Source organism: Lysinibacillus sp. FSL M8-0337 (assembly GCF_038593855.1).
Lineage (GTDB): Bacteria > Bacillota > Bacilli > Bacillales_A > Planococcaceae > Lysinibacillus > Lysinibacillus sphaericus_D.
Genome location: NZ_CP151996.1, coordinates 1,698,035 through 1,724,457, shown reverse-complemented (window position 1 = coordinate 1,724,457; position 26,423 = coordinate 1,698,035). Strand labels below are relative to the sequence as shown.

Annotated in this window: 28 protein-coding genes; 8 read left to right on the top strand and 20 right to left on the bottom strand. The window is 38.5% G+C overall.

The genetic code is table 11. The annotated features are described in order from the left end of the window. Positions 1 to 160 precede the first annotated feature (160 nt). Positions 161 to 847: a phosphoribosylaminoimidazolesuccinocarboxamide synthase gene (locus MKY08_RS07990; protein ID WP_025219181.1), complete on the top strand. Its 687-nt coding sequence runs from the start codon at positions 161 to 163 to the stop codon at positions 845 to 847. Positions 848 to 1,019: 172 nt separating this feature from the next. Further along, positions 1,020 to 1,673 carry a Yip1 family protein gene (locus MKY08_RS07985; protein ID WP_069511516.1) on the top strand — a complete coding sequence of 218 codons (654 nt, stop codon included), beginning with the start codon at positions 1,020 to 1,022 and terminating at the stop codon, positions 1,671 to 1,673. A gap of 60 nt (positions 1,674 to 1,733) precedes the next feature. Here MKY08_RS07985 and MKY08_RS07980 read toward each other — a convergent pair whose 3' ends face one another. From MKY08_RS07980 to MKY08_RS07965, 4 genes are all read right to left on the bottom strand, one after another. Next, positions 1,734 to 2,936, bottom strand: a complete 1,203-nt coding sequence (locus MKY08_RS07980) for a malic enzyme-like NAD(P)-binding protein (protein ID WP_069511517.1) — start codon at positions 2,934 to 2,936, stop codon at positions 1,734 to 1,736. Between the two features lie 500 nt (positions 2,937 to 3,436). Next, positions 3,437 to 4,255, bottom strand: a complete 819-nt coding sequence (locus MKY08_RS07975; protein WP_069511518.1) for an MBL fold metallo-hydrolase — start codon at positions 4,253 to 4,255, stop codon at positions 3,437 to 3,439. A gap of 160 nt (positions 4,256 to 4,415) precedes the next feature. Beyond that, positions 4,416 to 5,225, bottom strand: a complete 810-nt coding sequence (locus tag MKY08_RS07970) for a sulfurtransferase (RefSeq protein ID WP_069511520.1) — start codon at positions 5,223 to 5,225, stop codon at positions 4,416 to 4,418. Positions 5,226 to 5,235: 10 nt separating this feature from the next. Then, a complete protein-coding gene (locus MKY08_RS07965; protein WP_069511522.1) occupies positions 5,236 to 8,847 on the bottom strand; it encodes a dynamin family protein in 3,612 nt (1,203 codons plus the stop codon). Between the two features lie 354 nt (positions 8,848 to 9,201). On the opposite strand from MKY08_RS07965, the gene MKY08_RS07960 reads away from it, so the two are divergent. Together MKY08_RS07960 and MKY08_RS07955 are read left to right on the top strand one after the other, a co-directional pair. Beyond that, positions 9,202 to 9,627 carry a DUF4183 domain-containing protein gene (locus MKY08_RS07960; protein WP_069511523.1) on the top strand — a complete coding sequence of 142 codons (426 nt, stop codon included), beginning with the start codon at positions 9,202 to 9,204 and terminating at the stop codon, positions 9,625 to 9,627. Positions 9,628 to 9,652: 25 nt separating this feature from the next. Beyond that, positions 9,653 to 9,973, top strand: a complete 321-nt coding sequence (locus MKY08_RS07955; RefSeq protein WP_024363402.1) for a DUF4183 domain-containing protein — start codon at positions 9,653 to 9,655, stop codon at positions 9,971 to 9,973. 95 nt (positions 9,974 to 10,068) lie between these two features. Here the strand turns inward: MKY08_RS07955 and MKY08_RS07950 are convergent, their stop codons facing one another. From MKY08_RS07950 to MKY08_RS07925, 6 genes are all read right to left on the bottom strand, one after another. Beyond that, positions 10,069 to 10,803 (bottom strand): 5-oxoprolinase subunit PxpA, encoded by a 735-nt coding sequence (locus MKY08_RS07950; protein ID WP_069511525.1) that lies wholly within the window; start codon positions 10,801 to 10,803, stop codon positions 10,069 to 10,071. Continuing rightward, positions 10,793 to 11,665 carry a biotin-dependent carboxyltransferase family protein gene (locus MKY08_RS07945; RefSeq protein ID WP_069511527.1) on the bottom strand — a complete coding sequence of 291 codons (873 nt, stop codon included), beginning with the start codon at positions 11,663 to 11,665 and terminating at the stop codon, positions 10,793 to 10,795. The genes MKY08_RS07950 and MKY08_RS07945 overlap by 11 nt, the downstream gene beginning before the upstream one ends. Continuing rightward, complete coding sequence (gene pxpB / locus MKY08_RS07940) at positions 11,662 to 12,363, bottom strand: 5-oxoprolinase subunit PxpB (RefSeq protein ID WP_069511529.1); 702 nt, start codon at positions 12,361 to 12,363, stop codon at positions 11,662 to 11,664. The genes MKY08_RS07945 and pxpB overlap by 4 nt, the downstream gene beginning before the upstream one ends. Continuing rightward, positions 12,347 to 12,961 carry a pyroglutamyl-peptidase I gene (locus MKY08_RS07935; RefSeq protein WP_069511531.1) on the bottom strand — a complete coding sequence of 205 codons (615 nt, stop codon included), beginning with the start codon at positions 12,959 to 12,961 and terminating at the stop codon, positions 12,347 to 12,349. Before MKY08_RS07935 ends, pxpB begins: the two co-directional genes overlap by 17 nt. 623 nt (positions 12,962 to 13,584) lie before the next feature. Beyond that, positions 13,585 to 14,091: a hypothetical protein gene (locus tag MKY08_RS07930; RefSeq protein WP_069511533.1), complete on the bottom strand. Its 507-nt coding sequence runs from the start codon at positions 14,089 to 14,091 to the stop codon at positions 13,585 to 13,587. 44 nt (positions 14,092 to 14,135) lie between these two features. Next, positions 14,136 to 14,465, bottom strand: coding sequence for a hypothetical protein (locus MKY08_RS07925; RefSeq protein WP_069511535.1), 330 nt, complete (start codon positions 14,463 to 14,465; stop codon positions 14,136 to 14,138). Between the two features lie 399 nt (positions 14,466 to 14,864). Between MKY08_RS07925 and MKY08_RS07920 the strand changes: the two genes are divergently transcribed. From MKY08_RS07920 to MKY08_RS07905, 4 genes are all read left to right on the top strand, one after another. Beyond that, entirely contained in the window at positions 14,865 to 15,332 is a 468-nt protein-coding gene (locus tag MKY08_RS07920; RefSeq protein ID WP_069511537.1) for a chemotaxis protein CheX, read from the top strand. A gap of 239 nt (positions 15,333 to 15,571) precedes the next feature. Beyond that, positions 15,572 to 15,694: a hypothetical protein gene (locus MKY08_RS07915; protein WP_255313800.1), complete on the top strand. Its 123-nt coding sequence runs from the start codon at positions 15,572 to 15,574 to the stop codon at positions 15,692 to 15,694. A gap of 69 nt (positions 15,695 to 15,763) precedes the next feature. Continuing rightward, the gene (locus MKY08_RS07910) at positions 15,764 to 16,255 is read left to right on the top strand and encodes a cytochrome b5 (RefSeq protein ID WP_024363396.1); all 492 of its coding nucleotides are present in this window, start codon (positions 15,764 to 15,766) and stop codon (positions 16,253 to 16,255) included. Beyond that, on the top strand, positions 16,242 to 17,897 hold the full coding sequence (locus tag MKY08_RS07905) for a b(o/a)3-type cytochrome-c oxidase subunit 1 (protein WP_069511539.1): 1,656 nt from the start codon (positions 16,242 to 16,244) through the stop codon (positions 17,895 to 17,897). Before MKY08_RS07910 ends, MKY08_RS07905 begins: the two co-directional genes overlap by 14 nt. A 49-nt stretch (positions 17,898 to 17,946) precedes the next feature. Here the strand turns inward: MKY08_RS07905 and MKY08_RS07900 are convergent, their stop codons facing one another. The 10 genes from MKY08_RS07900 to eutC all read right to left on the bottom strand — a co-directional run bounded on the left by MKY08_RS07900 (position 17,947) and on the right by eutC (position 26,418). Continuing rightward, entirely contained in the window at positions 17,947 to 19,443 is a 1,497-nt protein-coding gene (locus MKY08_RS07900; RefSeq protein ID WP_069511541.1) for a carboxypeptidase M32, read from the bottom strand. 314 nt (positions 19,444 to 19,757) lie between these two features. Next, entirely contained in the window at positions 19,758 to 20,702 is a 945-nt protein-coding gene (gene mdh / locus MKY08_RS07895; protein ID WP_069511543.1) for a malate dehydrogenase, read from the bottom strand. Positions 20,703 to 20,713: 11 nt separating this feature from the next. After that, complete coding sequence (locus MKY08_RS07890) at positions 20,714 to 21,061, bottom strand: BMC domain-containing protein (protein ID WP_069511545.1); 348 nt, start codon at positions 21,059 to 21,061, stop codon at positions 20,714 to 20,716. Beyond that, positions 21,054 to 21,338, bottom strand: a complete 285-nt coding sequence (locus tag MKY08_RS07885; protein WP_024363391.1) for a EutN/CcmL family microcompartment protein — start codon at positions 21,336 to 21,338, stop codon at positions 21,054 to 21,056. The genes MKY08_RS07890 and MKY08_RS07885 overlap by 8 nt, the downstream gene beginning before the upstream one ends. A 36-nt stretch (positions 21,339 to 21,374) precedes the next feature. Beyond that, entirely contained in the window at positions 21,375 to 22,244 is an 870-nt protein-coding gene (gene pduL / locus MKY08_RS07880) for a phosphate propanoyltransferase (protein ID WP_069511547.1), read from the bottom strand. A 12-nt stretch (positions 22,245 to 22,256) separates the two neighbouring features. After that, entirely contained in the window at positions 22,257 to 22,847 is a 591-nt protein-coding gene (locus MKY08_RS07875; RefSeq protein WP_103977019.1) for a phosphate propanoyltransferase, read from the bottom strand. Positions 22,848 to 22,947: 100 nt separating this feature from the next. Further along, positions 22,948 to 23,226 (bottom strand): BMC domain-containing protein, encoded by a 279-nt coding sequence (locus tag MKY08_RS07870; RefSeq protein ID WP_024363388.1) that lies wholly within the window; start codon positions 23,224 to 23,226, stop codon positions 22,948 to 22,950. A gap of 15 nt (positions 23,227 to 23,241) precedes the next feature. Beyond that, the gene (locus tag MKY08_RS07865) at positions 23,242 to 24,732 is read right to left on the bottom strand and encodes an aldehyde dehydrogenase family protein (protein WP_069511550.1); all 1,491 of its coding nucleotides are present in this window, start codon (positions 24,730 to 24,732) and stop codon (positions 23,242 to 23,244) included. A gap of 15 nt (positions 24,733 to 24,747) precedes the next feature. Further along, on the bottom strand, positions 24,748 to 25,398 hold the full coding sequence (eutL, locus tag MKY08_RS07860) for an ethanolamine utilization microcompartment protein EutL (protein WP_069511552.1): 651 nt from the start codon (positions 25,396 to 25,398) through the stop codon (positions 24,748 to 24,750). Positions 25,399 to 25,410: 12 nt separating this feature from the next. Beyond that, entirely contained in the window at positions 25,411 to 26,418 is a 1,008-nt protein-coding gene (gene eutC / locus MKY08_RS07855) for an ethanolamine ammonia-lyase subunit EutC (protein WP_069511554.1), read from the bottom strand. Positions 26,419 to 26,423 lie beyond the last annotated feature (5 nt).

Sequence of the window (26,423 nt, the reverse complement as noted above, 5' to 3'; positions counted from 1 at the left end):
TCACTTAAGATGATAACGAACATTCGTTATCATCTTATTTTTTTGTAGAATATAGGTGAAAAATAAGTATAACAAAGATTAAAACGAACATTATTTATATTAAATAATTAAAACATTCGTGTTATAATTACAGTGTACTATGAATATTGGAGGGTTTTTTGTGGAATTATTGTATACAGGTAAAACGAAAAATGTGTTCAAATTAGAAGATGGTCATTATTTATTAAAATTTAAAGATGATGTAACTGGTGAAAATGGCGTATTCGATCCAGGCGCAAATACTGTTGGTTTAACAATTGATGGTGCAGGTCTTGCAGGTCTTCGCCTAACTTCTTATTTCTACTCAAAACTAAACGAACAAGGTGTCCCTACTCACTACGTAGACGCAAACTTCGATGATGCTACAATGACTGTAAAGCCCGCAACGGTTTTTGGAAAAGGGTTAGAAGTTATTTGCCGATTTAAAGCTGTTGGTTCTTTCCTACGTCGCTATGGTGCTTACGTACAAGAAGGACAACCTTTAGATTCTTTCGTAGAAGTAACAATCAAAGATGATGATCGTCTAGATCCTCCAATTTCTGAAGATGCTTTAGCGATGTTAAACCTGTTAACACATGAAGAATATGCTATTTTAAAACAACGCACAATTGAAATTTCTAAATTTGTTGGTGCAGAGCTTGCGAAAAAAGGCTTAACACTTTACGATATTAAATTAGAATTTGGGCGTGACGCTCAAACAAATGAAATATTATTAATTGATGAAATTTCTGGCGGCAATATGCGCGCTTACAAAGGTGAACAATATATTGAGCCATTAGAACTTGAAAAAATTATGTTAGCTGACTAATCACTAACCCCTTCATGCAACCAATGCATGGAGGGGTTTTCTTTAGTGTGTAGTAGTAATGTTTTTACATTCAATCCAAAATCCCCAATCTATCAAAAATTTTTTGAAACCTTTTACCACTTCACTCGTATATTGAATAGAAACATATATTATCATCTTTGGAGGTACTTTAATGGAAAACTATAATGAAACACCACAACAAGAAAGGTCTAAAGTGAATCCGTTTCTGTCTACTTGGATGCATCCAAAGCAAACTGCTCGCTATATGATTGATGCCAAATCAATCGGTTATGCAATTCTTATTATGTCCATTGCCTATATTGGTGCTATGCTTACTGGTCTTATAGATAGTGATTTTTTACTTAATGTATCCCCCTGGATTATCGTGCTATTCTGTGTGATTTTAGCACCGATTTCAGCAATTATTGGTACAGCGTTTTCTACCCTAATTTTTTGGTTAATCGGTAAATTATTTAAAGGTAGTGCAACGTTTTCAGAAATGTTTAAAGGATTGAGCTTAGCGGGTGTACCATTTATTGCGCTTATTCCATTCTACTTAATATGGCTATTTACATCACCTGAGTCTTTAATGGATGCTAACTATATGGAATCAGCCCCTTGGATTTTTTGGCCGTCGCTACTCATGACAGCTGTTACTAGCATTTGGTCTATAGTTATTACAGTTGGGGTTGTAGCAGAAGCACATCGATTTTCAAATTGGAAGGCATTCTTTACAGTTCTTATTCCCTCAATTGTTGGTGTAATCATACTATTTATCCTTCTTATTATCATATTCATCGGAATAATCGGTATCAGTATGATTTAAAAAAATCTCCCCTCTCAATTTATTGAGAGTGGGAGATTTTTTGGTATATAACAATTTACACTATACCGAAAGGACAGTTTGTTGTTGGAATAACTCAGATACACCAGATGCAACGGCTGCTCCACTCACTGCACGTGAAACAATTTCAACAACACGCTCATCTAATGATTTAGGTACAATATATTCCTCTGTTAATTCTTCATCACTCACAAGAGAAGCAATCGCCTCTACTGCTGCTAACTTCATATCTTCGTTAATATCTGTTGCGCGTACATCTAATGCTCCGCGGAAAATTCCTGGGAAAGCTAGGACATTATTAATTTGATTTGGATAGTCAGAACGACCAGTCCCCATAATACGAACACCCCACGCTTTCGCATTTTCATACGTAATTTCTGGATTTGGATTTGCAAGTGCAAAGACAACTGGATTTTCATTCATCGATGCAATATGTGCCTCTGTTAGTAAATTGGCAACAGATACGCCAATAAAGACATCTGCACCTACGAGAGCATCATCCAACGTACCATGTAATTTTTCTGGATTTGTTAAATGCGCCACCGCATCTTTTATTGGATTCATGCCTTCCGCACGGCCTTCATAAATAATTCCTTTTGTATCACACATATAAATATTTTTATAGCCCATTTGGACAAGGATACGTAAAATGGCAATACCAGCCGCACCAGCTCCGTTAATGACTACTTTCATCGTTGCTACATCCTTCTTCACAATACGATTTGCGTTTATCATCCCTGCACCTACAACGATTGCCGTACCATGCTGATCATCATGAAACACCGGAATATCACATTCTTGACGTAGACGATCTTCAATCTCAAAGCAACGTGGTGCTGAAATATCTTCCAAATTAACACCACCGAATGTTGGCGCAAGCGCCTTCACAATGCTGACGATTTCATCCGTACTTTTTGTATCTAAACATATTGGAAAAGCATCAACATTGGCAAAACGCTTTAATAAAATTGCTTTACCTTCCATTACGGGTAGTGCTGCTTTCGGCCCTATATCCCCTAGCCCCAACACCGCAGTGCCATCAGATACAATAGCTACCATATTGCCCTTCATTGTATAGTCATAAACAAGCGATGGATTTTTTTCAATTTCAATACAAGGTGCCGCTACACCAGGCGAATACGCAAGGCTAAGATCATAAGAGTCTTGCACAGGCACCTTTGAAATCACCTCTAATTTCCCACTATATTGTGCATGCATATCTAACGCTTTTTTCATAATATCCATTCAATCCGCCCCTTTTTCTTCTGTTTTATTGTATGTCAGTATCATAATACTTTGTGAAATTGTAGTCAACGAAAAAACTTTAAAAAGCATTATTTTCTTTGATAAATAGATGTTTCTTGTCGATTATAACGTTTTATTGTATTGTTATTAATTTCACAATCAATTATTTTGATATAATAAATATTTTTTTCAGCTTGGTAAAAACGTAGTCATAACAGCAATCAACCTGTTCAGCTTTTCACATAGTATTTTACTGCAGTAAATGAGAACAATTTCACAAACTCATGTAAGCGCATCCATTGTGACATCTAACTTCGCCACATTTTATTCACATTTTTTCACAAACTTTTTTAACAACAGAAAAAAGAGTCCTTAGCAGAAGGACTCTCAGAGCGAGGACTAACTCATATTAAAAAGGAAAATACTTGCCAAGTAGTGTAGTTTACCCGCGGATTGAGCTAAAATACCCGCGAAGTAGCACGGTTTACCCGCGGTGTATTTTAGGACTCTTGCTTAAATTGTTTAGTAAAAGCTGTAATAATATGTTTAGATGACCATTGCTCCCCGGACACCTTAGTGATTGGATACTCTCGGCGAAAGATGGCTTTCGTTATGGCATCGTCTGTGTAGCCTTGAGAATAGAGCTTTCGCACCTCTCCTTCCAACTCTTCTAAATAAGCAATTTTTTCGCTTATTTTCGCCCGACCATCCGCAAGAAAACCTGCATGGCAACAATAGACCTGTTCAAAATCAAAATGTAATAGTTTCTTTAACGATGCCAAAGTATGTACGATGTTTTCCTCATCAAGCACAACCTTTGTCTTCGTTTGAATATATAAATCTCCTGTAAACATGGCACCTGTTACCCGATTGTAAAACGACAGATGGTCTGTTGTATGTCCTGGTGTCGCAATAATGTCCCAAGTGGCAGATTTCGTTTCAAGCGTGTCCCCAAATGGCTGTGCAATAAATGCTGGTCGCTGTCCCCAGAGCGCCTGACGATAGAATGGATAGTTTCCGTCTTCCGCACAATTCGCAATGGACTCACGATGAACGTAAATCGGGATATTCTGTTGTTGCTGAATCCAAGCAGCATTGCCCGAATGGTCTTCATGTGCATGAGTCAATGCAACTTGTTCAACCGACAGCTCGCGAAAAAAAGATTGAAACTCCTCTGCAAGCGAATTAGAACCTGTATCAATCAGTAGTCCATCCACATAAAAGCTATAGACACTCATTCCTATACCTTGAACAGCTACTTTACCATGTGCACATTGCACGTTCCCATGTTGTTCGATTTCTATACCTAATTTATACATATGTTTCCCCCTTCCCCTTTGTAAAAAAAGTGTAGCATAAAATGAATGATGAGTCATTTTTAGCGTAAATTTCCATTTAATGCACCATAAGCGATATATTTTAATCTATCCCGTATTTCTGAAGAAAAAAACGCCCACCAAGGTGAGCGTCTTCTCCTAATTATTCATTTGTTCCAGTTTCTATATCGTATGCTGTAATCCAATCACTATAGCTACCTGTATAGAGCTGAATATTTTCATAACCTTCATCTGCAAGTACTGCGTAGAGCGGTGATGCTGTGACACCACTGCCACAATAAACCACTATGTGTTCATCTTGTGCAACCTTTGCACGAAGCGCATCATTAGCTTGCAGTGTTCCTTCAACTTTTAACTGCTCCCAATCAAAGTTTTTAGCAGTTGGAATATGACCCGCTACATTATCAAGCGGTTCAACTTCACCACGGTAACGGGCAGCAGCTCGTGCATCTAATAGCGTTGCTGACTGTTCTCCATCGACAATTGCCTTTACTGCTTCACGCGGCGCATACAGATGATCTTGCCAATTCAAATCAAGCGTTGTCGGCGCATATTTCACAATATCCTTTGTGAACGTCACTTTTTCTTCCAATGCTGTCGCACCACCATTGACAATCACAACATTCGGAAAGCCTGCATACGTTAACATCCACCAAGCGCGTGGTGCAAACGGTGATGCACCTTGGTCATAAACGACAATTTGATCTTCGTAGCGCAGACCTAATTCTTGAAAGACAGACGTAAGCTTTTCCTTACTCGGCATCGGATGACGGCCGTTTTCACTTTCCATATCCGATAAATCCTGCTCTAAATCAATATATACCGCTCCTGGTGCATGTCCTGCTTCAAATGCTTGCTTTCCAAATTGTTTGTTTTGTAAATCATAGCGAGCATCCACAAAACGGACACCGTCAACTTGAATTTCCTCAACAGTTTTGAATACTTTTCCCATGTGCATCACCTCATGCGTATTGTAGTTGTGCGTAAATTGATTTCCACGAAGCTAATCGACTTTCCTCTTGTAACACCAGTCGTTCAGTTGCAATTTGCTCTAGTGCTTGATGGTAAATATGCAAGCGTAATCTTTCCGCCTCTTCACCAATATAGGCAATGGCCCAAGTCATGAGTGCTACTTTTTGTCCATCTAAATAATTTTGAGCATCTGGCTTTGTTAATGCTTCTAACGCTTCACTTAGCTTAATTTTTTCATTTTTCTCAAAGAATGCTTTTTGATTGCGGAAATGCGATTTCACACTTGCATATTTTGTAACATCTGCAAATGGACCTTCAAATGCTAATAAATCTGGTTCGGATGATTCAAAAGCTAAAAACGAGAAGCTACGGTTCATTTCTTTCAGCTCACGAACTTCATCTTTAAAACGAAGCTGCATTTTTTTACTAATAAATTGTGATAAGCGGAAGTTTGTAACACGCATTTCCTGTGTAAAGTCAAATCGTAAGCTTTGCAAGACTTCTTTCAACGCATGCTCTAATGCTTGCTGTGCAGGCATAGCCGCAAAAGTTGAAGGGTTATATCCTTCTTTAAAGAATTCAGGGTAGCGATAAAAGACGCGTTGTAAAACATAATACAATAATTCATCTAATTCCTGTTTTGTTTCACTTTCCATCATACTTGTATTTAACGCATTAAACTTCGATTTAATGTGCTGTTCAAGCGTAGTTAACTCAGCTAAACGCTCATCTTTACGTTTTAAGTTTTCCTCTGTTTGAGCAATTAAATCCCCTAAACGTTGCTCTGTTTTGTCCACTTCTTCGGCAAGTGCCTGCACCGCTAATGCACTTAACTCATCATTTAAAAATTTATGGAAAGCATCCTCAAACGGCGGCATGCCTGATGCAAATGAAGCGCCCTCTACTTTTTCTTTTAATGCCATTAAGCTGGATACTCCATATAGACGTGGGAAACGAATACCAAAGCGTTGTAATTCTGAACGAACATAACCCTTTACATCTTCCTGTTCTTCTTCTGTCGTTGCCAAATCAATCGCATTGACGATAAAGAACATTTTATCAAGTTCAAACGCATCCTTTACACGACCTAATTGAATTAAAAACTCTCGATCCGCTTTAGCAAATGCGTGGTTATAGTACGTAATAAATAAAATGGCATCCGCATTACGAATATATTCAAAGGCAACCCCTGTATGACGCGCATTGATGGAATCTGCTCCTGGCGTATCGACAAGCGTTACACCCATACGCGTTAACGGACTATCATAATAAAAGTCAATATTATCGACGAAGCATGACTTATTTTCTTGTGCTACAAATTTTTCAAATTCTTCACGCTCTACACGTAACACTTGTCCAAGTTCCGTTTTAAATGATGGATAGCCTTCTTTATATGCACGGATAAATGATTTATGCACATTTAACCGTTCATCAGTAAGCTGTACCGCTAGTCCTTCATCTGCACGGTTAAATGCCTCTTCTAAAGACGAAACTGTTAAATTAATCGCCGCATAAGAACCTTGGATATCCTCTAGCATTTGTGCGGCCGTTTTTAACTGAACATCTGCTGTTTCGTGAGGATGCTCTGGTGTCACTGGACGAATTTTATTAATAGCCGCTGTTGTTGGATTAGGTGATACTGGTAGCACCTTCGCACCCATTAATGCATTCGAGAAGGAAGATTTCCCTGCACTAAACGCCCCGAACAATGCAATCGTGAAGTCTTTTTTCTGTAATCGCTCTACTTTGTTTTCTAAATAGCTTGCTACTTCTGCAAAACCTTGTACCTCTTTCACCGCATCGGCTGTATAAAGTGCCCGTTTAATAACACCTTCAATAGGTAAACTAGATGCACTCACTGCGTGCTGCGCTTCCTCTTGCTGTATAACCTCTTCTTTTGGCTTGAGCATTGACTCGTCAAATAATCGAATCTCTGCTAAATCCTGCTCAAACGCTTTTTCCCAAAGTGTGAGTTGATAATTTGCTTCTTTTCGAATTTCATTGCTTGCTTGATGCATAACACCTGCACTATATTGCTGATAACCTTCGATTTCGAGCACAGCTTGAATGGCATCAACTTTCGCCTGCATACCAGCCATTTTCAATTTAGATGGTGCGGCCGTTTCAGTTGCAACAGCTTGTAATGTTGTTGCTTGGGCATCTTTCCACACATCTGTTTCCTGTATAAAATAACGTTTTGTTGCTTCTGCAACACGGTTGGCAAAATTAAGAACCGCATCCCCCGTTAATATAGCACCAACTTGTACTTGCTGTTCAATTAACGAAAATGGTAAATCAAATACATAGGCATCCACTGCTTGCGCACGTTCCTCACTTAACGCCCCTACATCTTTTAATGCCTTTTTCATTAGTGCCTTTAAATGACCCGTAATTTGAGCGTGTACAACGGTTTGATAGGCACCGAATGCATCCTCTTTACGGCGATTACGTTCTTCCGCTGTTTTTTTCTTCGCTGAAAATAAACCGCCTACTTTAAACCCTTCCTGCTTGCTTTCTAAATAAAGACGTAATTTATCTCGCACATCGGCTGGCATAATTACTGCATTGGCAAGTAACTCTTTACGTTCTTCTTCGAATGTTTCATTCCAAGCTTCCACCGAGAATAATTCTACTTGACGATTTAACTTATTATACTGCTCTAAAATATCCTGATGATGTGCCCAATCATCCGCACTTAAAATATCTTCATCAATATCTAAACGATCTTGCTTTTCTTCCATTAAGTAGTTATCATGCTCACTTTGCAATAAACGGAGCGTATTGGTTGCTGTCTGTACAAGCTGATCTTGCCAATCGTTCATGCTATCCATCACAATTTTTTTCACTGTTTCAAAGTCATTATTTGGATGTTCTGGCTCTCGTAAAGATGTGAAAAATACACCCTTTGGCACAACGCCCCATGCTGAAAATGAATTGTGGACAGTCGCCTTAAAGTCTTCAAAGCTTAATTCGTTTTCCTTATGCTTATCAATCATATTAACAATTAAATAAACATTCGGATTGTATTTCATTAATTGTTTTGTAAATTGAAAGTTCAACTCCGATTGAACATGATTATAGTCCATTGTATAGAATACAATATCTGCAATATGAAGCGCTGATTCTGTAGACATACGGTGTGCGTCATCTGTCGAGTCAACACCAGGTGTATCCATCACTGTTACGCCAAGAGGTAATGTAGAGGCGCTATGACCAATTTCAATTTGTGATACAAGATCCCCATTTTTACTAAGTTCTTTAACGGTTTTAAAATCATATCCCGCTTCAAACTTAACAGGTTTTTCATTATGCATATACACAATGGCGAAATCTTCTTCTGACTTATGCACCTTCACGATATTTGCACTCGTTGGTATCGGGCTTGACGCCAGTAAATTCTCACCAGATAAGGCATTAATCATACTTGATTTACCAGCAGAGAAATGGCCGGCAAAACCGATGACATACTCTTTCTGTTGTAATTTACGTGCAAATAGCGAGGTTTTATCCATACGCTCTGTATCACCGTTATGCTGATAGATTATGTATTGTAATGAAGCTTGCTTTAAAAGCCCCTCTAGTTGTTGATCAAATTCTTTCATAAAACTGTAACCCCTTTATCCTTTTAATTACTCACAATTAGTATTCTACCTTATTAGATATGCAAAGTATAACACTAATTTACTTTAAAAAGCATATATATCAAGGTTTCAGACGTAATATTCGTCAACATAGTCATGTTTATCCAAAATGAAATAGCATGTTCCTTCTAGAAAATCTACTATTTTTATCTGCTGAATGGATACTTAACTAAGCAATTCTTCTTTTTTTTCATATTTTAAATAAGAGTGAAGGTTAAAAAGCGATGACAAAATAACGATTTGAGGTTCAGTACTAAAGAAATTTGATACAACTATAGGGGCATAAAAATCAAAATAAAAGGAGTGATTATATAGATGGTAAAGCAAAAACATTGTTTTCAGATTACACCGTTATGCGATTGTGAAAATCAATTTAGATGGCCTCGTATTATAGCTCGTGATGTCCCTATTCCCCAACCCCCTTCCATTATTGTTCCTGATGGGAGGGTTATTCCTAAAGTAAATAGATATTTCTATATAGTAACATCAGATATTCAATTGACAAATGGGGCCACTTTAGCAGCGAATCTATTTTCAGATGATAATGGCGTCAATGTACAAGAATTTATAATTACCTATCCAAATGGCTATGTAAATCTCTATATTAACGCCGTTATGCAGGAAGGTGGCATTTATTCCGTAACACCAAATGCACTCATCTTAAATGCTGATAACGCAACTATTTATAGAGGAACACCCATTATTATTGAATCTCTCGGCTTTTTTAACGAAACTCACTAGCACTATTGAAAGGAGGTGAATGCACGTGGCACTTTCCATTATTAACATCAATGTCAATGTTTCTGGCACATCCACGAAATTTTTTAATATTTTAGCGACACCACTTGCCATTACAGATGGAACAACACTTGCTGCAACAACGTTTTTGACTGACAGTGGTACTGCAGCAACTGCTTTCCCAGTCGTAATTAATGGGTACTATAATTTATATATTAATGGTGTGCTTCAAGAAGGTGATGCCTATACAGTTTCCGCAACAGAAATAACATTTAACACGGTAACAGCGACTATCTCGGCAGGCACTCCAATTATTATTGAAGCTGTAGAATTAGTGACAACTATTTAATAGCATCAGAATTAAGTATTTTGCTATTAAATCGAGTCATTAAATGTGCTTTTTAGCTGTATGGATGCTCCTTTGTTGAGCATCCATACATTTTGTTATCCCAGTTGTTTTCTTAACGCAAAAATCTTCTTTGCAAAAGTCAATGCATGTGGGCCATCTCCGTGTATACATAATGTTTGAGCAGAAAGTTGTATTTTCTTTTGTTGGACAGACATCACTTCATTGGCAGTTAAAATACCTTTGACATGTACAAGCATTTCTTCTTCTGTTTGGATTAACGCATTCGGGTCTTCTCTACTAACTAATGTCCCATCGTCATTGTAATGACGATCCGAAAAAACTTCCTCATAGACATGTAAGCCCTTTTCCTTCGCAATGTGCACGATTTTGCTACCAGCTAAACAATATAAAACATACGCTGGGTTTAAATCATATACAGCATTGACTACGGCTGTTGCTTTTTCTATATCATTGGCGCTTTGATTATACAGTGCGCCATGTGGCTTCACATGATGAAGAATGCCTTTTTCCACCGAGACAAATGCTTGCAAAGCACCGACTTGATAGACCATCATATTATAAATTTCTTCCGCACTAACATCCATATTTCGACGGCCAAATCCTTGAAGATCAGGATAGCCCGGATGCGCGCCAATACGAATATTTTTACGAATAGCATTTTGTACAGTCCTATGCATGATTGTATGATTCCCTGCATGATACCCACAGGCTATATTAATAGACGTTACATAGTCTAAAATTTCTTCATCTTTGTCGAGTGTCAAAACATCCATACCTTCGCCCATATCACAATTAATATCAATTGGCATACGATTCCTCCGTTAGTACAAATCTTATTGTGTTAAACATACGCATTTGGGCAACTTTATGTAAATCATCTTCATGGATGGTAGCAATGATTGGATAACCGCCGACTGTTTGGGCATCTGCCATTAAAACAATAGGCTGACCGCTTTGTGGCACTTGAATTGTCCCAAATTGGGTCGCTTCTGAAAGTATATCTTTCCTCGTTTTCAAATCGAGGGCGTTCCCTTTTAAATAATAGCCCATACGATTCCCGCCAGAAAATTGATAGGAGCTAGCTAAAAATTGTTGTCTACTTTCTTCTGTAAATAATTGAAAATGAGGCCCTTTAAAAACCCTTACTGTAATAGCCGTATGAAAATAAGGGCGGTAAGGTACATACAGCCCTCTTGTCCATGATAATGGCGTTACATGTTGCCCATACAACACACTGCCCACACCTGGAGTACGACCTACCATTGGTAAGCTGGCTTTACTACCAAGTATAAGGTCTGTTTGAAATCCACCTTTAGGTGTGAGATAAACAATCGAGCCGTTATTTACGCTTTTGATAGATAAAATATCTCCCTTAAATAATTGAAAGGTTTTCCACATTTCAATGGGACGTCCATTTAATAAACACAGACAAGTTGCACCAGTCAATACATAAGTTCCATCATTTAACGCTTGAAATTCAAAACCACCTATAAACATTTCAAACGACGTTTGGTCCACTGTCGCATTATCTACAATAGTATGTGCAACTTGAAATGATACTTTGTCCATTGGCCCTGATCGAGGGACCCCAAATGCTCGGTAGCCCTCCCTCCCTTGATCTTGTATGCTACCATAAACACCTTGTTTTTTAACAATAAGAAGTGGCTTCAATTGCTACACTCCTTTACTTTTATTTCTAAAAACGCCTGTTTGGTTATTTCGTAAAATTGCACTTGACCTCCAAGAGTAAAGAGAAAAGGGGCTTTCCTATGAATATCAAATAATGTGAAAGGTGTCTTACCGATAATATTCCATCCCCCTGGTGAATCGAGGGGATATATCCCAGTTTGTAACCCGCCAATACCGACAGAACCTGCGGACACAAGCGGGCGTGGTTTTGTTAAACGTGGGACAAATAATTGGCTATGTAAGTCCCCTAAATAAGGAAATCCAGGTAAAAAGCCGATTAAATAGACACTATATACTTTATCCATATGCAATTTTTTTATGGCCTCAAATGGCAAAGCTGTAACATCCATCACACGGTGCATATCCAAAGCAAATTCCTCATCATAACAAATTGGTATTTGTAATGGTTGGCTTGTTACTTCACCAACCTGGGCGTTCCTTTGCATTGTAAGCCATTGTTCTTGTATGAAGGCTATATCGACTTGGTGTTTCACATATGCTGTAACCGTATGATAACTAGCAACACTTTCAATAAGATTGGTATGTAGCATTTTTTTCAAAAAGCGGTTAAACTGTTGGACTAGCTGAAAATTTTCTTGCGAAATGACTTCATCGAAGGCAAAACGGATAGTGTATTGACTAATCCACATTGTATGAGGGAACTCAATGATTTGTTTCACGAATGGTTTCCTCGATACAAAGCTTAATGCACGTCATTAAATCTTGCATATTCCAACCTGGTATTTTGCCGTGCTGAATCGCTAATTCAAAAGATGCCGGAATATGAATAAAGCCAGCACGAATCCCTGTATGTTGCTTAGCATAAGCTAGCCCTTCATACATAATATTATTGCATAGATAGGTACCTGCCGTATTTGAAATTTCTGCAGGATAACCTTCTTTACATAATCGATCAACCATTTTCCGAATAGGTAAATTGGTTATATAGGCATCCTGCCCCCCATCATCAATGCTTTCATCAACAGGCACATAGCCATTGATATCAGGCTCTCCATCTTTCACATTAATCGCTATGCGCTCTGGTGTGATTTTAAATCGTCCACCAGCTAACCCTAAGGACATAATAATTTCAGGCTGTATTTCCCCAATATATCGCTTTAACTGCTGCGCGGATTGCTGAAAATCAACGGATAGCGTCCGTCCAACAATTTCATAGCCGTCCATTATACTCCCATTTAAACTTTCTACAATTTCCATCGTAGGATTGATTGTATAATCTAGAAATGGGACAAAGCCCGTTAATAGTATTTTTTTCATATTCTTCACCTAATTTCTATCGGACATTGCTTTATCGCACGCCCTTTTCATTTTGTTTTTAATGAATACTGCAAAGTCGGTTCTCCAATTCCCCGAAATCTATAACCTGCAACCTGCTTCAATTTTATCAAACATTAAAAATAAATGCCCTTGATGGCTATTAAATTATGCTATTATTCTAAATTTTTCGTCCTATACTATTAAACTTTAGATGGTTTTTATCCAAGTTGAAATCCGAACTATAAAATTCGATAAATAAAAGAATCTGGAACAAAAGAAAAAAGTGTTAGATTGAACCCAATCAATCTAACACTTTTTACTATGCCGTTGTTACCCGCTAAGGCGGTGCTTTCCGCTCAGCACTGTAAGCCGCAATCCTCCCTAAAGCGCGGTCTGTTACGTCTAACATTGTGTGCTGTTCTGAGCAAGAGTCACCGCTCTCGCTACCAACAACTAGTGAACACTTCTATTTTTTAGTTATTGCAAAAGCAAGCATAGCTAAATTCTCCATTTAGAAAAAAATTTATGAACACCTTTCCTCTGTCCTTAAATTTTTTAGTTATGTCCCAGCCTCTCAGATTTCAGAAAATAGAATTTCATAGATTTTAGTAATCGATTGTCGTTCACCAATTTTTGTGTATCCATACTTCTTTAGGAGCTATTTGCTTATAAGAAGTCACTACTACATCTCCAGCTTTATCTAGTACTAAAGTAGTTTGAGTTGGAGAATGATAAAGAATTTTCGCTCCGGTATTTTTATCTACATATTTTGTTCCATATGCCATTGCGGATGCAAAATGCCTCTCAGTTATACCTCTTTGAGCAGCTCTTTCAGCTGCATGCTTAGATATTTTCTTTACAGCCTGTTTTCCTACCCATTTGGCAACTAATCTTACTACGACTCCAATAACAATAGGAACAAATGGAAGAGCCCTTGCTTCAATTTGAGGCTCTTCTAAATTATTGTCAGAACCTCCATTATCATCTGAATCATCCAGATAAATTGCCCAATCAAAACCTTCAACACCCTCGTGGTAATCAACTATGTAATCATCTTCATTAAAAACTTCATCATCTTTTGCATAACTTACAGTTGTCCCAATAGTAGCAAATAAAAGAGTAAAAACCATTAAATGAACAAGTACTTTTTTTCATTTAGAGTATTCCTTTCTATTTAATTACTATTCAAAAACATTGAAGAAGGTTGAAAAACAATTTTTTTATTTTTTATTTCACTCATCACTTTTTCCGTTAATCTTAGTCCTATTTCATTATGTTGTTTTTCTAGATTCTCCCCTCCAACAATTAAGCTATCAGAGTCCACATTTATCCATGCTCCATAATCATTTATCCATGCTCTTAACTGTATCTTTAAAGAATCAGAAATCTCCATTTTATCCATATCCAAATTAAAGCCACAAACCTTACACCATAATGGATCAGCACCAATATCTGCTTCCACTTTTATTTGCACAAGTTCCTTGCAATTACATAATGAACCCATAAATTCCACTCCCGAAAAATTGTGCATAAAATATATTATCTAAAGATTCAAGAGTATGACACAAGTCATACTCTTGAATTAAACATTAATGTAATGTAAATACGATTGAAAATCAGTACCACAAACTATAGTACTATTAATTTAAATGTGCAGTCGCCTGCTTCATAACGTATTTCCCTACTCCAATATAAATAGCTACTGTTGCTCCAATGAAAACGAATGTCATTGCTGACCGCTCCTTTTCTTCTTATTATGTACACTATAGCACAAATTCGTTGATTTTGAAAATCATTCTCATTAATATAATATAAATTTCATTCGATTTCGTCAAGACATACTTTCATCTTACCCTTTGAGCATGGTAAGATGTAGAAAAGTCGGAAAAAGGATGCGGTAATGATGAGTAATTCGAAGTACTTTCAAACTATTTTAAACGGGACAATCCATGCATTAAAAACAATCCTACCTATGGACATCCAAGTGAAAGCGCCAAGTATTATTTCTGAGCCCTTTCAACAACAGCAAATGGGTGTATTAATTGGCCTAATTGGAGATGTAAAGGGACGTGTAATTATAGATTCCTCCCCTGAAGTATTTAGCGGTATCGGCAGTACAATGTTTGGTATGCCATTAGAAGGAGAAATGCTAGAATCCTTCACTGGTGAATTCGGCAATATGATTGCAGGAAATTTATGTACAGCAGTAGGACAGGAAAGTTTAGAAATTGATATTACACCACCAACTGTTATGGTCGGAAATACAAAACTTTATGGCTTTGAAAAAGCATTTGTACTACCCGTTATGATTCCTAACATTGGTGCACTTACGGTATTACTGACAATTGAAGAAGAAGTCATAACGAGTTAACTGTGGCTCATTCAAACCATATATTCTATGTAACTACAGCTAGTATTTATGAATACGCTTTGTTATACGCATAAAAGGGAGTTGGCTTATGTTAGAGCCAACTCCTTTTGCATTTCAATATTTCACATTTTTTTCACACATTCTACTTGGATGTGTGATTTTTTTCACATCAAATTGAAGTGAATTTTAATATTATGACTTTAAGAAAGCCACTATGAAAGCTTAGGAGGGAGTAAAAAATGGCTAATAATAAAAAACCAGAAGATAATCTAAAAGGTTCACTTTATGGCGTGTTCGGAGTAGGCTTTATCATTATTTTAATTTGGATTTACTGCTTCAATTTATTTATGGATCGCTTTTGATTTTCTTAGTAAAAGGCACTATTTCATTAACATGATGTAAGTAATACAACAGAGGAGGACAACAGAGATATGCATATACATAAATATGAGAAGTACTGGCTGGTATTTGGCGTAGCTACGTTAGTTGCATTTCTTATTATTCTTGGTATCGGTGCATTCCATCAAGGATCTCATCCGAACAGTAATAAGAAAACCATCGATTATGAAAAAGTAAAAGAAATTGCACCATTTACGAATCCAGGTGTACACAAAGTGGAAGGAAAGGATTGGGATTATGAGGTTGTTATTTTAGCATCTGCTTTCTTTTACAATCCACCAGAAATTGAAGTGCCACTTGGTTCAAAAGTAAAATTTATCGCAACAAGTGAAGACGTGATTCATGGGTTTGAAATTGCAGGTACTAATATTAATATGATGCTTGAACCTGGATATATTTCAGAATATGTAGCTGAAATCAATCAAACTGGTGAGTTTTTAATAGTATGTAATGAATACTGCGGTACAGGACATACGCTAATGCATTCTATGCTAAAGGTGGTGGATCCAAATGAGTCTAAATAACGCTATGACAAAGGTGGATCGTCGTGATGCGAAACTAGCCCTTGCCCATGTGTATGTGGCATTTATCGCATTATTATTAGGTGGTCTCGCTGGTTTATTACAAGTATTTGTACGTTCAGGTCAATTCAAATTGCCAGCTGGTATTGGCTATTATCAAGTATTAACAGTTCATGGTGTATTACTCGGTCTTATTTTAACAACGTTCTTTATATTCGGTTTTCAAATCGCAGGTGTTAGTCGTACCTCTGGTACCTTTACAGATAAACAGCGCTTACTTGGATGGATCGGTTTTTGGTTAATGACTATCGGTACAGTTGCTGCTGCAGTCATGGTGTTATTAAATAAAGCAACTGTCCTTTACACATTTTACGCACCATTGCAAGCGCACTGGATTTTTTATCTCGGTTTAACACTCGTAGTAGTCGGCTCTTGGATTGGTTCGGCAGGACAAATTTTACGCTATGTTCAGTGGCGTAAAGAACATAAAGGCCAAACGTCTCCCCTATTATCTTTTATGGTAGTAGTCAATAATTTACTGTGGTTCGTTGCTTCTTTAGGCGTAGCCGTTTCTGTTTTATTCCAACTATTACCATGGTCACTCGGTCTTATTGAACGTGTAGATGTATTACTTTCTCGTACACTATTCTGGTATTTCGGCCATGCGCTCGTTTACTTCTGGTTATTGCCAGCCTATATGGTGTGGTATGTAGTCATTCCAAAAGTCATTGGCGGAAAAGTTTTTTCTGATTCATTAGCTCGCTTATCATTCATGCTGTTTTTAATTTTCTCAGTACCGGTTGGTTTACATCACCAATTAACAGAGCCTGGTATTGATACAACATGGAAGTTTATTCAAGTAGTATTAACAATGGCAGTTGTTGTGCCTTCCTTAATGACTGCATTCTCTTTATTCGCAACATTTGAATTACGTGGTCGTGAGCTTGGTGGTAAAGGGCTTTTCGGCTGGTTTAAAAAATTACCTTGGAAAGATGCACGTTTTATCGTTCCATTTATCGGTATGCTTGCTTTCATCCCTGGTGGTGCAGGTGGTATTGTCAATGCATCTTACCAGATGAACCAACTTATTCATAATACTATTTGGGTTCCAGGACACTTCCATTTAACATTTGCAAGTGCAGTTGTTTTAACATACTTTGGAGCTGCCTTTTGGTTAATCCCTCATTTAACAGGTCGTAAACTGACAAAGTCATTAAATTCACTTGGTATTGTTTCTGGCGTGTTATGGGCAGTCGGTATGACGATCATGTCAACAGCCATGCATATTGCAGGATTACTTGGTGCTCCACGTCGCTCGGACTATTCAGAATATGGCGGTGCACAACAAGCATATGATTGGATTCCATATCAAATTGCGCAAGCGGTTGGTGGTACCATTTTATTTATTGCGATTTTAGTTATTACGTATGTCGTGATTAAGCTAGCTTGGTTTGCCCCAAAAGGCGAAGAGGAATTCCCAATTGCTTCAATCCATGAAAGCAGTGGTCCAACACCACCTATGCTTGAAAACTTTAAAGTATGGCTGGTCATTTTAGTAGCGTTAATAATTTTTGCTTACACAATTCCAATCTTTGATATTATTTCAAATTCACCTGCAGGCTCAAAAGGCTTTAAGTTCTGGTAATCTATTTTAAAAAAAAGCGATTTCTCATGATTGAGAAATCGCTTTTTGTTTATAGCTGATACAATTTTGTATATTTTTCTTGTAAGTAGTTTGCAAGATACTTGGCATTTAAGCCTTCTCTTGTCGCCTCTTGTAGTAGCTCGAACGGCTTTTTCAGTGCACCGTATTGATGTACGTTCTCTGTTAGCCACTCGCGAATTGGCAGGAGCTCGCCATTTGCCAGTAAGTCATCAAAGTTTGGAAGATCTTTATCCATTGCGTGCTTCCATTGCGCCGCATAAATCATTCCTAATGCGTAAGATGGGAAGTACCCAAACATCCCCCCTGCCCAGTGCACATCCTGTAAAACACCCTTGGCATCATTGTCTGGTCGGATGCCTAAGTATTCTTCATACTTCGCATTCCACACTTTTGGAAGGTCTTTTGCTTGCAGATCCCCATTGAACAAATCACGTTCAATTTCGTAACGAATCATAATATGCAATGGATACGTTAACTCATCCGCTTCAATACGAATAAGCGATGGCTCCACCATATTAATAGCGCGCAGAAAATCAGCTAATGCCACATCCCCAAATTGTGCTGGCGAATGCTTTTGCAAACGCTCATAGTTATGCGCCCAAAACTTTTCATTGCGACCGACAAGATTTTCATAGAATAGTGACTGCGATTCATGGATGCCTGTCGATGTCCCAGTTGCTAATAGTGTACCAGCAAGCTTGGCATCAATATTTTGCTCATACATCGCATGCCCACATTCATGAATCGTGCCAAAGATAGCAGAACGGAAATCATGCTCATCATATTTCGTTGTAATACGTGCATCGCCATGATTGATACCAATCATAAATGGATGGACACTTTCATCTAAGCGACCTGCGTCAAAATCATAGCCAAGCTGCGTTAGCAACTCTAATGACAATGCTCGTTGTGCCTCTCTCGGAAATTGTTTAAATAACATCGTTGTATCTGGCTTATTTGGAGAAGCTGCGATTTTTTGGATAAGCGCCACAATCGTTTCACGTAATTCGCCAAATACTTGATCTAACACATCCGTCGTCATATCTGGTTCATATAAATCGAGTAACGTATTGTATGTAGAACCGTTTTTAACGCCCCAATATTGAATAAATTTCTTTTGCCATTCAATGATTTGCTCTAGATAAGGTAAAAATTGAGCAAAATCATTTGTCGCTTTTGCTTCTTCCCAAACTGTTTCCGCTTTCGCTTGTAAAATAACATATTCTTTATATTCTTCAGCGGGAATTTTCTTATTTTGATCGTAATTTTTGCGTACTTCCTCGACTAAACGGCGTGTTACATAGTCCAGTTCTGCGTTTTGAGCCTCTAAAGCCGTCAATAGTTCCTCTAATTGTTCACTCGTCTGCATCTCAAACAAGGAGGCCGATAATGTGCCAACTACCTCTGAACGCTGCGCTACCCCTTTCTTAGGTGCACCAGTACGCATATCCCAATAGATTACCCCCAATGCTTCCTGATAGTGCTGCATTTTTTTCACATAGTCTGTAAATTGCTGTACAGTCATATCCAATCATCCTCCTTTTTTACGTTACTAGTTTAGCATATTTCCGAAAATTTTGTATATTCGAGTGCCAGTCACTGAAAATATTTAGATTATTTAAAATATTAATACTACCAATAGTGGACTGCTGTTGGCACGCACATCTCCCATCCATCATCAGTAATTTTTTTAAAAAGCAAAGAACTCCCTTCTATTTGAAGGGAGCATTTATTTTAAAATGGGGTTTTCAACTAGTTTTATGCTCGGTTTCCAATCAAACATATTTACAAACTATTCATATAGCATTGGGGAAATATTATATGAATTATCAATACTAGTTAAATGTTTTGGCAAATTTGTAAAACTTGCTTAACGGCTTGTGCTGATTGATGGAGCGCCTTTTGTTCTTCCTGTGTAAGGTGCAATTCAATGACCGATTCAATGCCATTACCGCCTAAAATCGTCGGTACACCTAAAAATAATTCATGGTAGCCGTACTCTCCTTCTAACAGAGCAATGGATGGAATAATTTTTCGTTGATCTTTCATTATGATTTCCACCATGTGCGCACAGGCAGCAGCTGGCGCATAGTAAGCACTACCATTGCCCAATAAGCCTACAATTTCACCGCCGCCTTTACGTGTACGTTCGACAATTTGTTGTAGTCTATCTTGGGGAATAAGCTTTTCTAACGGGATGCCTCCTGCATAGGAATAACGGATTAATGGTACCATTTCATCACCATGTCCACCTAATACAAATCCCGATACATCTTCGGGTGCAATTTGTAACTCTTGTGCTACAAATGCATTAAAGCGTGCGGTATCTAATACACCGGATTGCCCGATAATACGATTTTTAGGAAATCCTGTTTCTTTATAACATACATACGTCATCGCATCTACTGGATTGCTTAATACAACAACAATGCTATCAGGTGCATAGTGTTTAATTTGTCTCGAAACTTGTTGAATAATTTTCGCATTGGTCGTCACTAAATCATCTCTGCTCATCCCAGGTTTACGCGGAATGCCAGCTGTAATAATAACGATAGATGCGCCTGCAATATCTTCATAATTACTTGTTCCTTGGATAGACACATTAAATTTTTCAATCGGTCCTGTTTGTAATAAATCCAGTGCTTTCCCTTTTGTTGGATTTTCAGCTTCTGGAATATCTAGCAACACAACATCGCCTAATTCCTTTTGTGCGAGGAATAAACTCAATGTTGCACCCGTGTGACCGGCTCCAATAACAGCAATTTTATTTTTGCGAAATGCCATTATGCTTCACCTCAATTGTCCGTAGTTGCTGCTTCTGTTGTTTTTTTAGCACGTACCGGTGTTGAGACCGGTTTTTTCTTTGGTGTTTCTGATCCTTTAATCATATTGAAAACATCTTCGTCTGGTCTAGGAATAACGTGTGCGCCTAATAATTCTCCAACGCGTTTTGCCGCCTCTTTACCAGCATCGACTGCTGCTTGTACTGAGCCAACATCACCTGTTACGACGACTGTTACAATACCACCATCGACAAATTCTTGTTTAACAATCGTGACATCAGATGCTTTAATCATCGCATCTGCCGCCTCGTAAGACCCCACCAATCCCTTTGTTTCAATCATGCCAATTGCGCTACTCATTGTCTTCACCTCGCATTACATCTGTAGAGTCTATAATTCCGATTACAACTGCATCAATAGGGAGGGGATTGTCCTTCATAATATAACGGGAAGACCCTCCACTCGTAATGAGTACATCATCACCAATCCCTGCACCGATGCGATCAGCTGCTACTATTTCCGTACGAATTGGCTGTTGGTTGGAATCAATTGGTTGGATAATTAATAGTTTTAAGCCATTTAACCCTTCTTCCTTACGTGTTGCCCATACGCTGCCAATCACTCTTCCCATCTGCATAAACTCACCCTCTTTAGGTTGCCTGGATAATACTTATTATTCAGAGCGAATCGTTATTTTTTTATTCAGCTCTCGTATTTTGTCATAAGCTAATGCTGTCACGATGGTTCTTTTGGGCACGACAATTTCTTGAGCTTCGATTTCCAGCACATCTACCTGTGAAAGTAGCTTTTTTTCAAAGTGATAGATAGATTGTTTTACAGGCGCTTGCTTTGCGACTAGTGGCATTTCGTTTACAGTCAAAGGTTCCATCACTTGTCCATTGACGATTTCTGCAAAAGCACCTTGCTGAATTAAGCCTGCATTTGCTTCATCCGTATCAATATGCATTTCCAAACGATAGCGCTCAGATACACGAATCATCACTTTGGATAAAATAATCGGTCGTAGTCCTTGCACTTTGATTTGTACGGACTGCCCATCTACTACTTGGAATCTTTCGCTATCGGCAGGAGACATATGAATATGCGCTTGTGCAATAATAAGACCTTCTGGCAAAACAACACTACCCTTTGGACCAATTAACGTCACAGGGCTAGAGTCTTTAATATCCCCAGATATTCTTAATGGCGGCTTGACGCCGAGTTTCATCGCATCTGTCCAACTCACTTCTACTTGTGTTAATGTACGAGCTGGACCTAATATACGAACTCTGTCAATAGAGCCTTTTGGTCCTGCAATGACGACTGTTTCTTCAGCAGCAAATTGTCCTGGCTGCGAAAGCTCAAACTTCGGTGTTAATTGATAGTTTTCTCCAAAAAGCTGCTCCACTTCTTCCTGTGCAAGATGTACATGTCGCGCTGATACACCGATTGGAATTTTACCGTCATCTGGGCGGGAAGGCTGATTTTTTAATACTTGCTGTAAAACTTCTTCGACGATTTTTTGCACTAATTGTTCTTGCATCAACCCCCCTCCTTACGAACATGATTTCACAATTCTTCCTTGTGCTTGTTGTGCAATAAAGCCTGCATTTGCCTCATCGGTATCAATATGCATTTCTAAGCTAAAATCATTTGAGACACGTACTACTACAGCACGAAATGTTACAGGTCTTTCACTGTCAACTTCGACAGAAACGATTTCATTATTGTGTACTTCCAATGCTTTCGCATCTTCTTCTGTCATATGAATATGGGCCTGTGCAATAATGACACCCTGTTCGATCAAAACTTCTCGTTGTTGATGGATAAGTTTAATACTAGCTGAATTTTCGATATCTCCCGATTGTCTTAGGGGAGGGTTTAAACCTAGTTTCATCGCATCTGTTCGACTTATTTCCACTTGCGTTGCTGCCCTTACAGGTCCTAATACACGCACATTGTGAATGACTCCTTTTGGTCCCTCAATGGAGACACGCTCTTTTGCTGCAAACTGTCCCGGTTGTGAAAGGTCAAAATCCTTTGTCAACGTTGCGTTTGGACCAAATAGTGCTTGTAAATCTTTTTCACTTACATGTATATGACGGGCTGAAATGGCAACTGGAAATGCTTGTGATTTTATATTCAAGTTAGCCACCTCTAAATCTAGTAACTGAATTTTTTACTGTTGATAGTAGGCATTCATCACATCAAATTTACAAGCGATGAATGCCTCTTCAGTCGTGTAATTAAGCTTCTGCTTTTGGTAAAATTAATTCTAATTCGTTATGAGGACGTGGAATTACATGCACAGATAGCAATTCTCCAACACGTTGAGCTGCTGCTGCACCTGCATCCGTTGCTGCTTTTACTGCACCTACATCGCCACGAACCAAGACAGTAACAATACCGCCACCAACATGGACTTTCCCTACTAAATTAACACTTGCCGCTTTGACCATTGCATCCGCCGCTTCAATTGCTCCTACAAGACCTTTTGTTTCTACCATTCCTAATGCTGTACTCATTTGTCATTCCTCCAATTATTTAGTTTGTAATGTAATTTGCTTTAAAACTTGATCAACAATTTGTTGCACCACTTCTGTATCCAATGATGGTGCTTGTGCCTTTATATTTTCTACCACCGGATGTAAATCAAATTCCGGAGCTGGCACCTCTACATCTTTAATGCCATAAGCCATGCGCTTAATATTCAATAAATGTCTAGCTGTAATGTTATCGGACGTAATATTACCACCAAATGTCCCACAACCTAATGTAAAGGATGGTGCTAATCCAGTCGTACCACCAACCGCACCAATCGAAGATAGCGTGTTCACAACAATACGCGACACTGGTAAATCAAGCGAAAACTGCTCTGCTAACGCAGCATTTTCGGTATGAATTGAACAAGAATGTCCCCGTCCTCCAATATTCAGTAGATCAACCATCACTTGTTTGGCCTCTGTGCTATCCTCTACTGTGTAGAAAGCAAATATTGGTGATAGCTTCTCTAGTGAAAATGGAATATTTTTTCCAATCATCGTCTCCAACCCAACAAGTACTTTCGTCTCTTCTGGCACCATAATGCCGATAGAATGTGCTAAACTCACCGCTGATTTTCCAACAATTTGTGGATTCACTTTGCCTGGAACAGGAGAGATTAACTTTTCCATCTTTAATTTTTCTTCAGCATTCAATATATAAGCATGCTGTTTCTTTAATTCTGCTAATACTTGTTCAGCTATCGCTTTATCCACAATAATGGCCTGCTCTGTCGCACAAATTGTGCCATTATCAAAGGATTTACTTTGCACTAGCTGACGAGCGGCTTTTTGAATATTGGCTGATTTTTCGATGTAAGCTGGTACATTGCCAGGACCTACCCCATAGGCTGGTTTTCCAGAGCTATATGCCGCTTTGACCAACGCCCCACCGCCCGTTGCTAAAATTAAGTGAATCTGTGGATGTTTCATTAATTGTTGTGTCGCTTCCATTGAAGACATTGTTAAACATTGCAACAACCCTTCTGGCGCACCAGCATTTTCTGCTGCAACTCTACAAATATCTAAAGCTTCCTTTGTACATTTAACGGCATATGGATGCGGGCTTAACACAAGGCCATTTCTCGTTTTTAAAGAAATAAGCGTTTTAAAAATGGCTGTAGATGTAGGATTTGTTGTTGGCACAATTCCTGCGATAACGCCAAATGGACTAGCAATCTCTGTTACTTTCTTTAGTCGATCTGTGCCAATCACGCCAACTGTCTTTAAATCTTTAATATCTTCATATACATCTCTAGACGCTACTTCATTTTTCATTTTTTTATGATTTTGGATACCCATCCCTGTTTCTTCGACAGCCATTTTGCCTAATCGTTCTGCCTCTTTAAATGCGGCATCCGCAACAGCCTTCACAATACTATCCACTTGTTGTTGGGAATATTGCATATAGGCCGCTTGTGCTGCATTTGCTTGACTAACAGCGTCTCTCATTTCCTGAATGGCTAATAAGTCTTTATCTATTGTCGCCATAAAGCCGCCTCCTTTCTAAATAACCGGATTTCTCGCAACATGTTCAATTGCTTCTCTAAATGCATCTGCAGCAGCTTGACAGGAAGACTGACTGCCACTAACTATGCCACCACCAAAGTTGGTTTCGGTAGGTGGTCCAAAAAATAGTTTTAGCTCTACGTCCGCTGCCTTTAAAGCGGCATCTAAACCGACAACCGCCTCAAGTGGTGGTGCAATTAAATAAGCGAGCGCAGTGCCAATCTTAACGTCTGCTAACTGTGCTAAATAGCTGCCACAGCTTGCCACAGTATGCGCAAAAAGTGCATGGTTTTCATTGTTATTAATGGCTTCGAAATACGTATCAAATTGTACTTTTTGCTCAATTGCTTCCAACCCACTGCGAATTTCATCTGGGGAGCTACCCGCTATAATGCCAATCATTTCACCAGATAATGGTCCTGACGCATGAGCCGCTCCTGCATAGAAGCTTTTTGCATAAACCACTTCTACATCTGCTTTTTTTGTCGCTTCATCTAAAGCTACATATCCGACATCATCAATGGTTAGCGTGACTAGCCCAATGCTATGCTGATTTGGCTTCAACGCAAGCTGTGCTGCTAAGTCTCTATTCACTCTAGGAATCATCTGCATAGCCAAAATATCAGCCATAATTTTATGAGGATGCATTGCTTGTTCCCCCTAACCTTCTTTTGCGACAAGGTTTACGCCACTTGCCTTGTATTGCAATATTTTTTGCACGACAGTACCTAAATAAGCTCCTGCCTCTAATGGAGGAATACCACCTTTATGAATGTTCGAAATAACCATTCGATCCGCTTCAACCGTACCTATTCTCGGCTGATAACATAAATACGCACTCATCGACTCTGCTGACACTAGACCAGGACGTTCACCAATTAAGTAAACAATGACCTCTGCTTGCAATAGCTCGCCAATTTCATCCATCAGCGCTACACGCCCTTTATCGATGTAAAAAGTAGTGCCTATTTCAATATTTAAATTGTTAAGACTTTGTTGTAATGCTAAATATACATCTTGGACATTTTCTTCAATCGCACTCGCACTTAAGCCGTTGGAAATAATAATTTGCACGGTTGGCCGTGCTTTACATGTTGATTGAATACGTGTCTTCGCTTCATCAGATAAGCGGCGACCTAAATCCGGTCTCGTAATGTATTCTTCTTTATCCGTTACTTTTGTTGTTACTTGGAAGACATTCAGTTTTTGTAATAGTGCTTCTGTCACTTCTCCATACACTGCATCTACTGCAGCCGCATGATCGAGTCGGAATTTCAACCAAGTTTTTGTTTTTGGTCTTGTCCCCGCTCTACCCACACCAATTCTTGCAGGTGTATGCTTTTTAGCTGCTTGCACACTTTCTGATACATTTTGCTCTTCAAATTGAAAAGCCTTCGCCGTTTCTACAGTTGTAGATCCATCATAATTAGTAGTATTGTGCGAATAATCCTTTGTAGAAGATGCTTGGTAAAGCTTAATTAACGATTGATCTGATGTTGCCTGTGGACTTGATAGTTCTTCTGTATGCTTAGCCGCACTATCATAAATTTTAATTAATGGTTGTTGTGGTTCTTCAATTGGTGTAGCTGTTTTTGAAGAAGTGCCCGATGTATTCGTCATTTTCTCCATCACAAGTTGTGTAATCATGGATACTAGCTGTTCATTCAATGGTC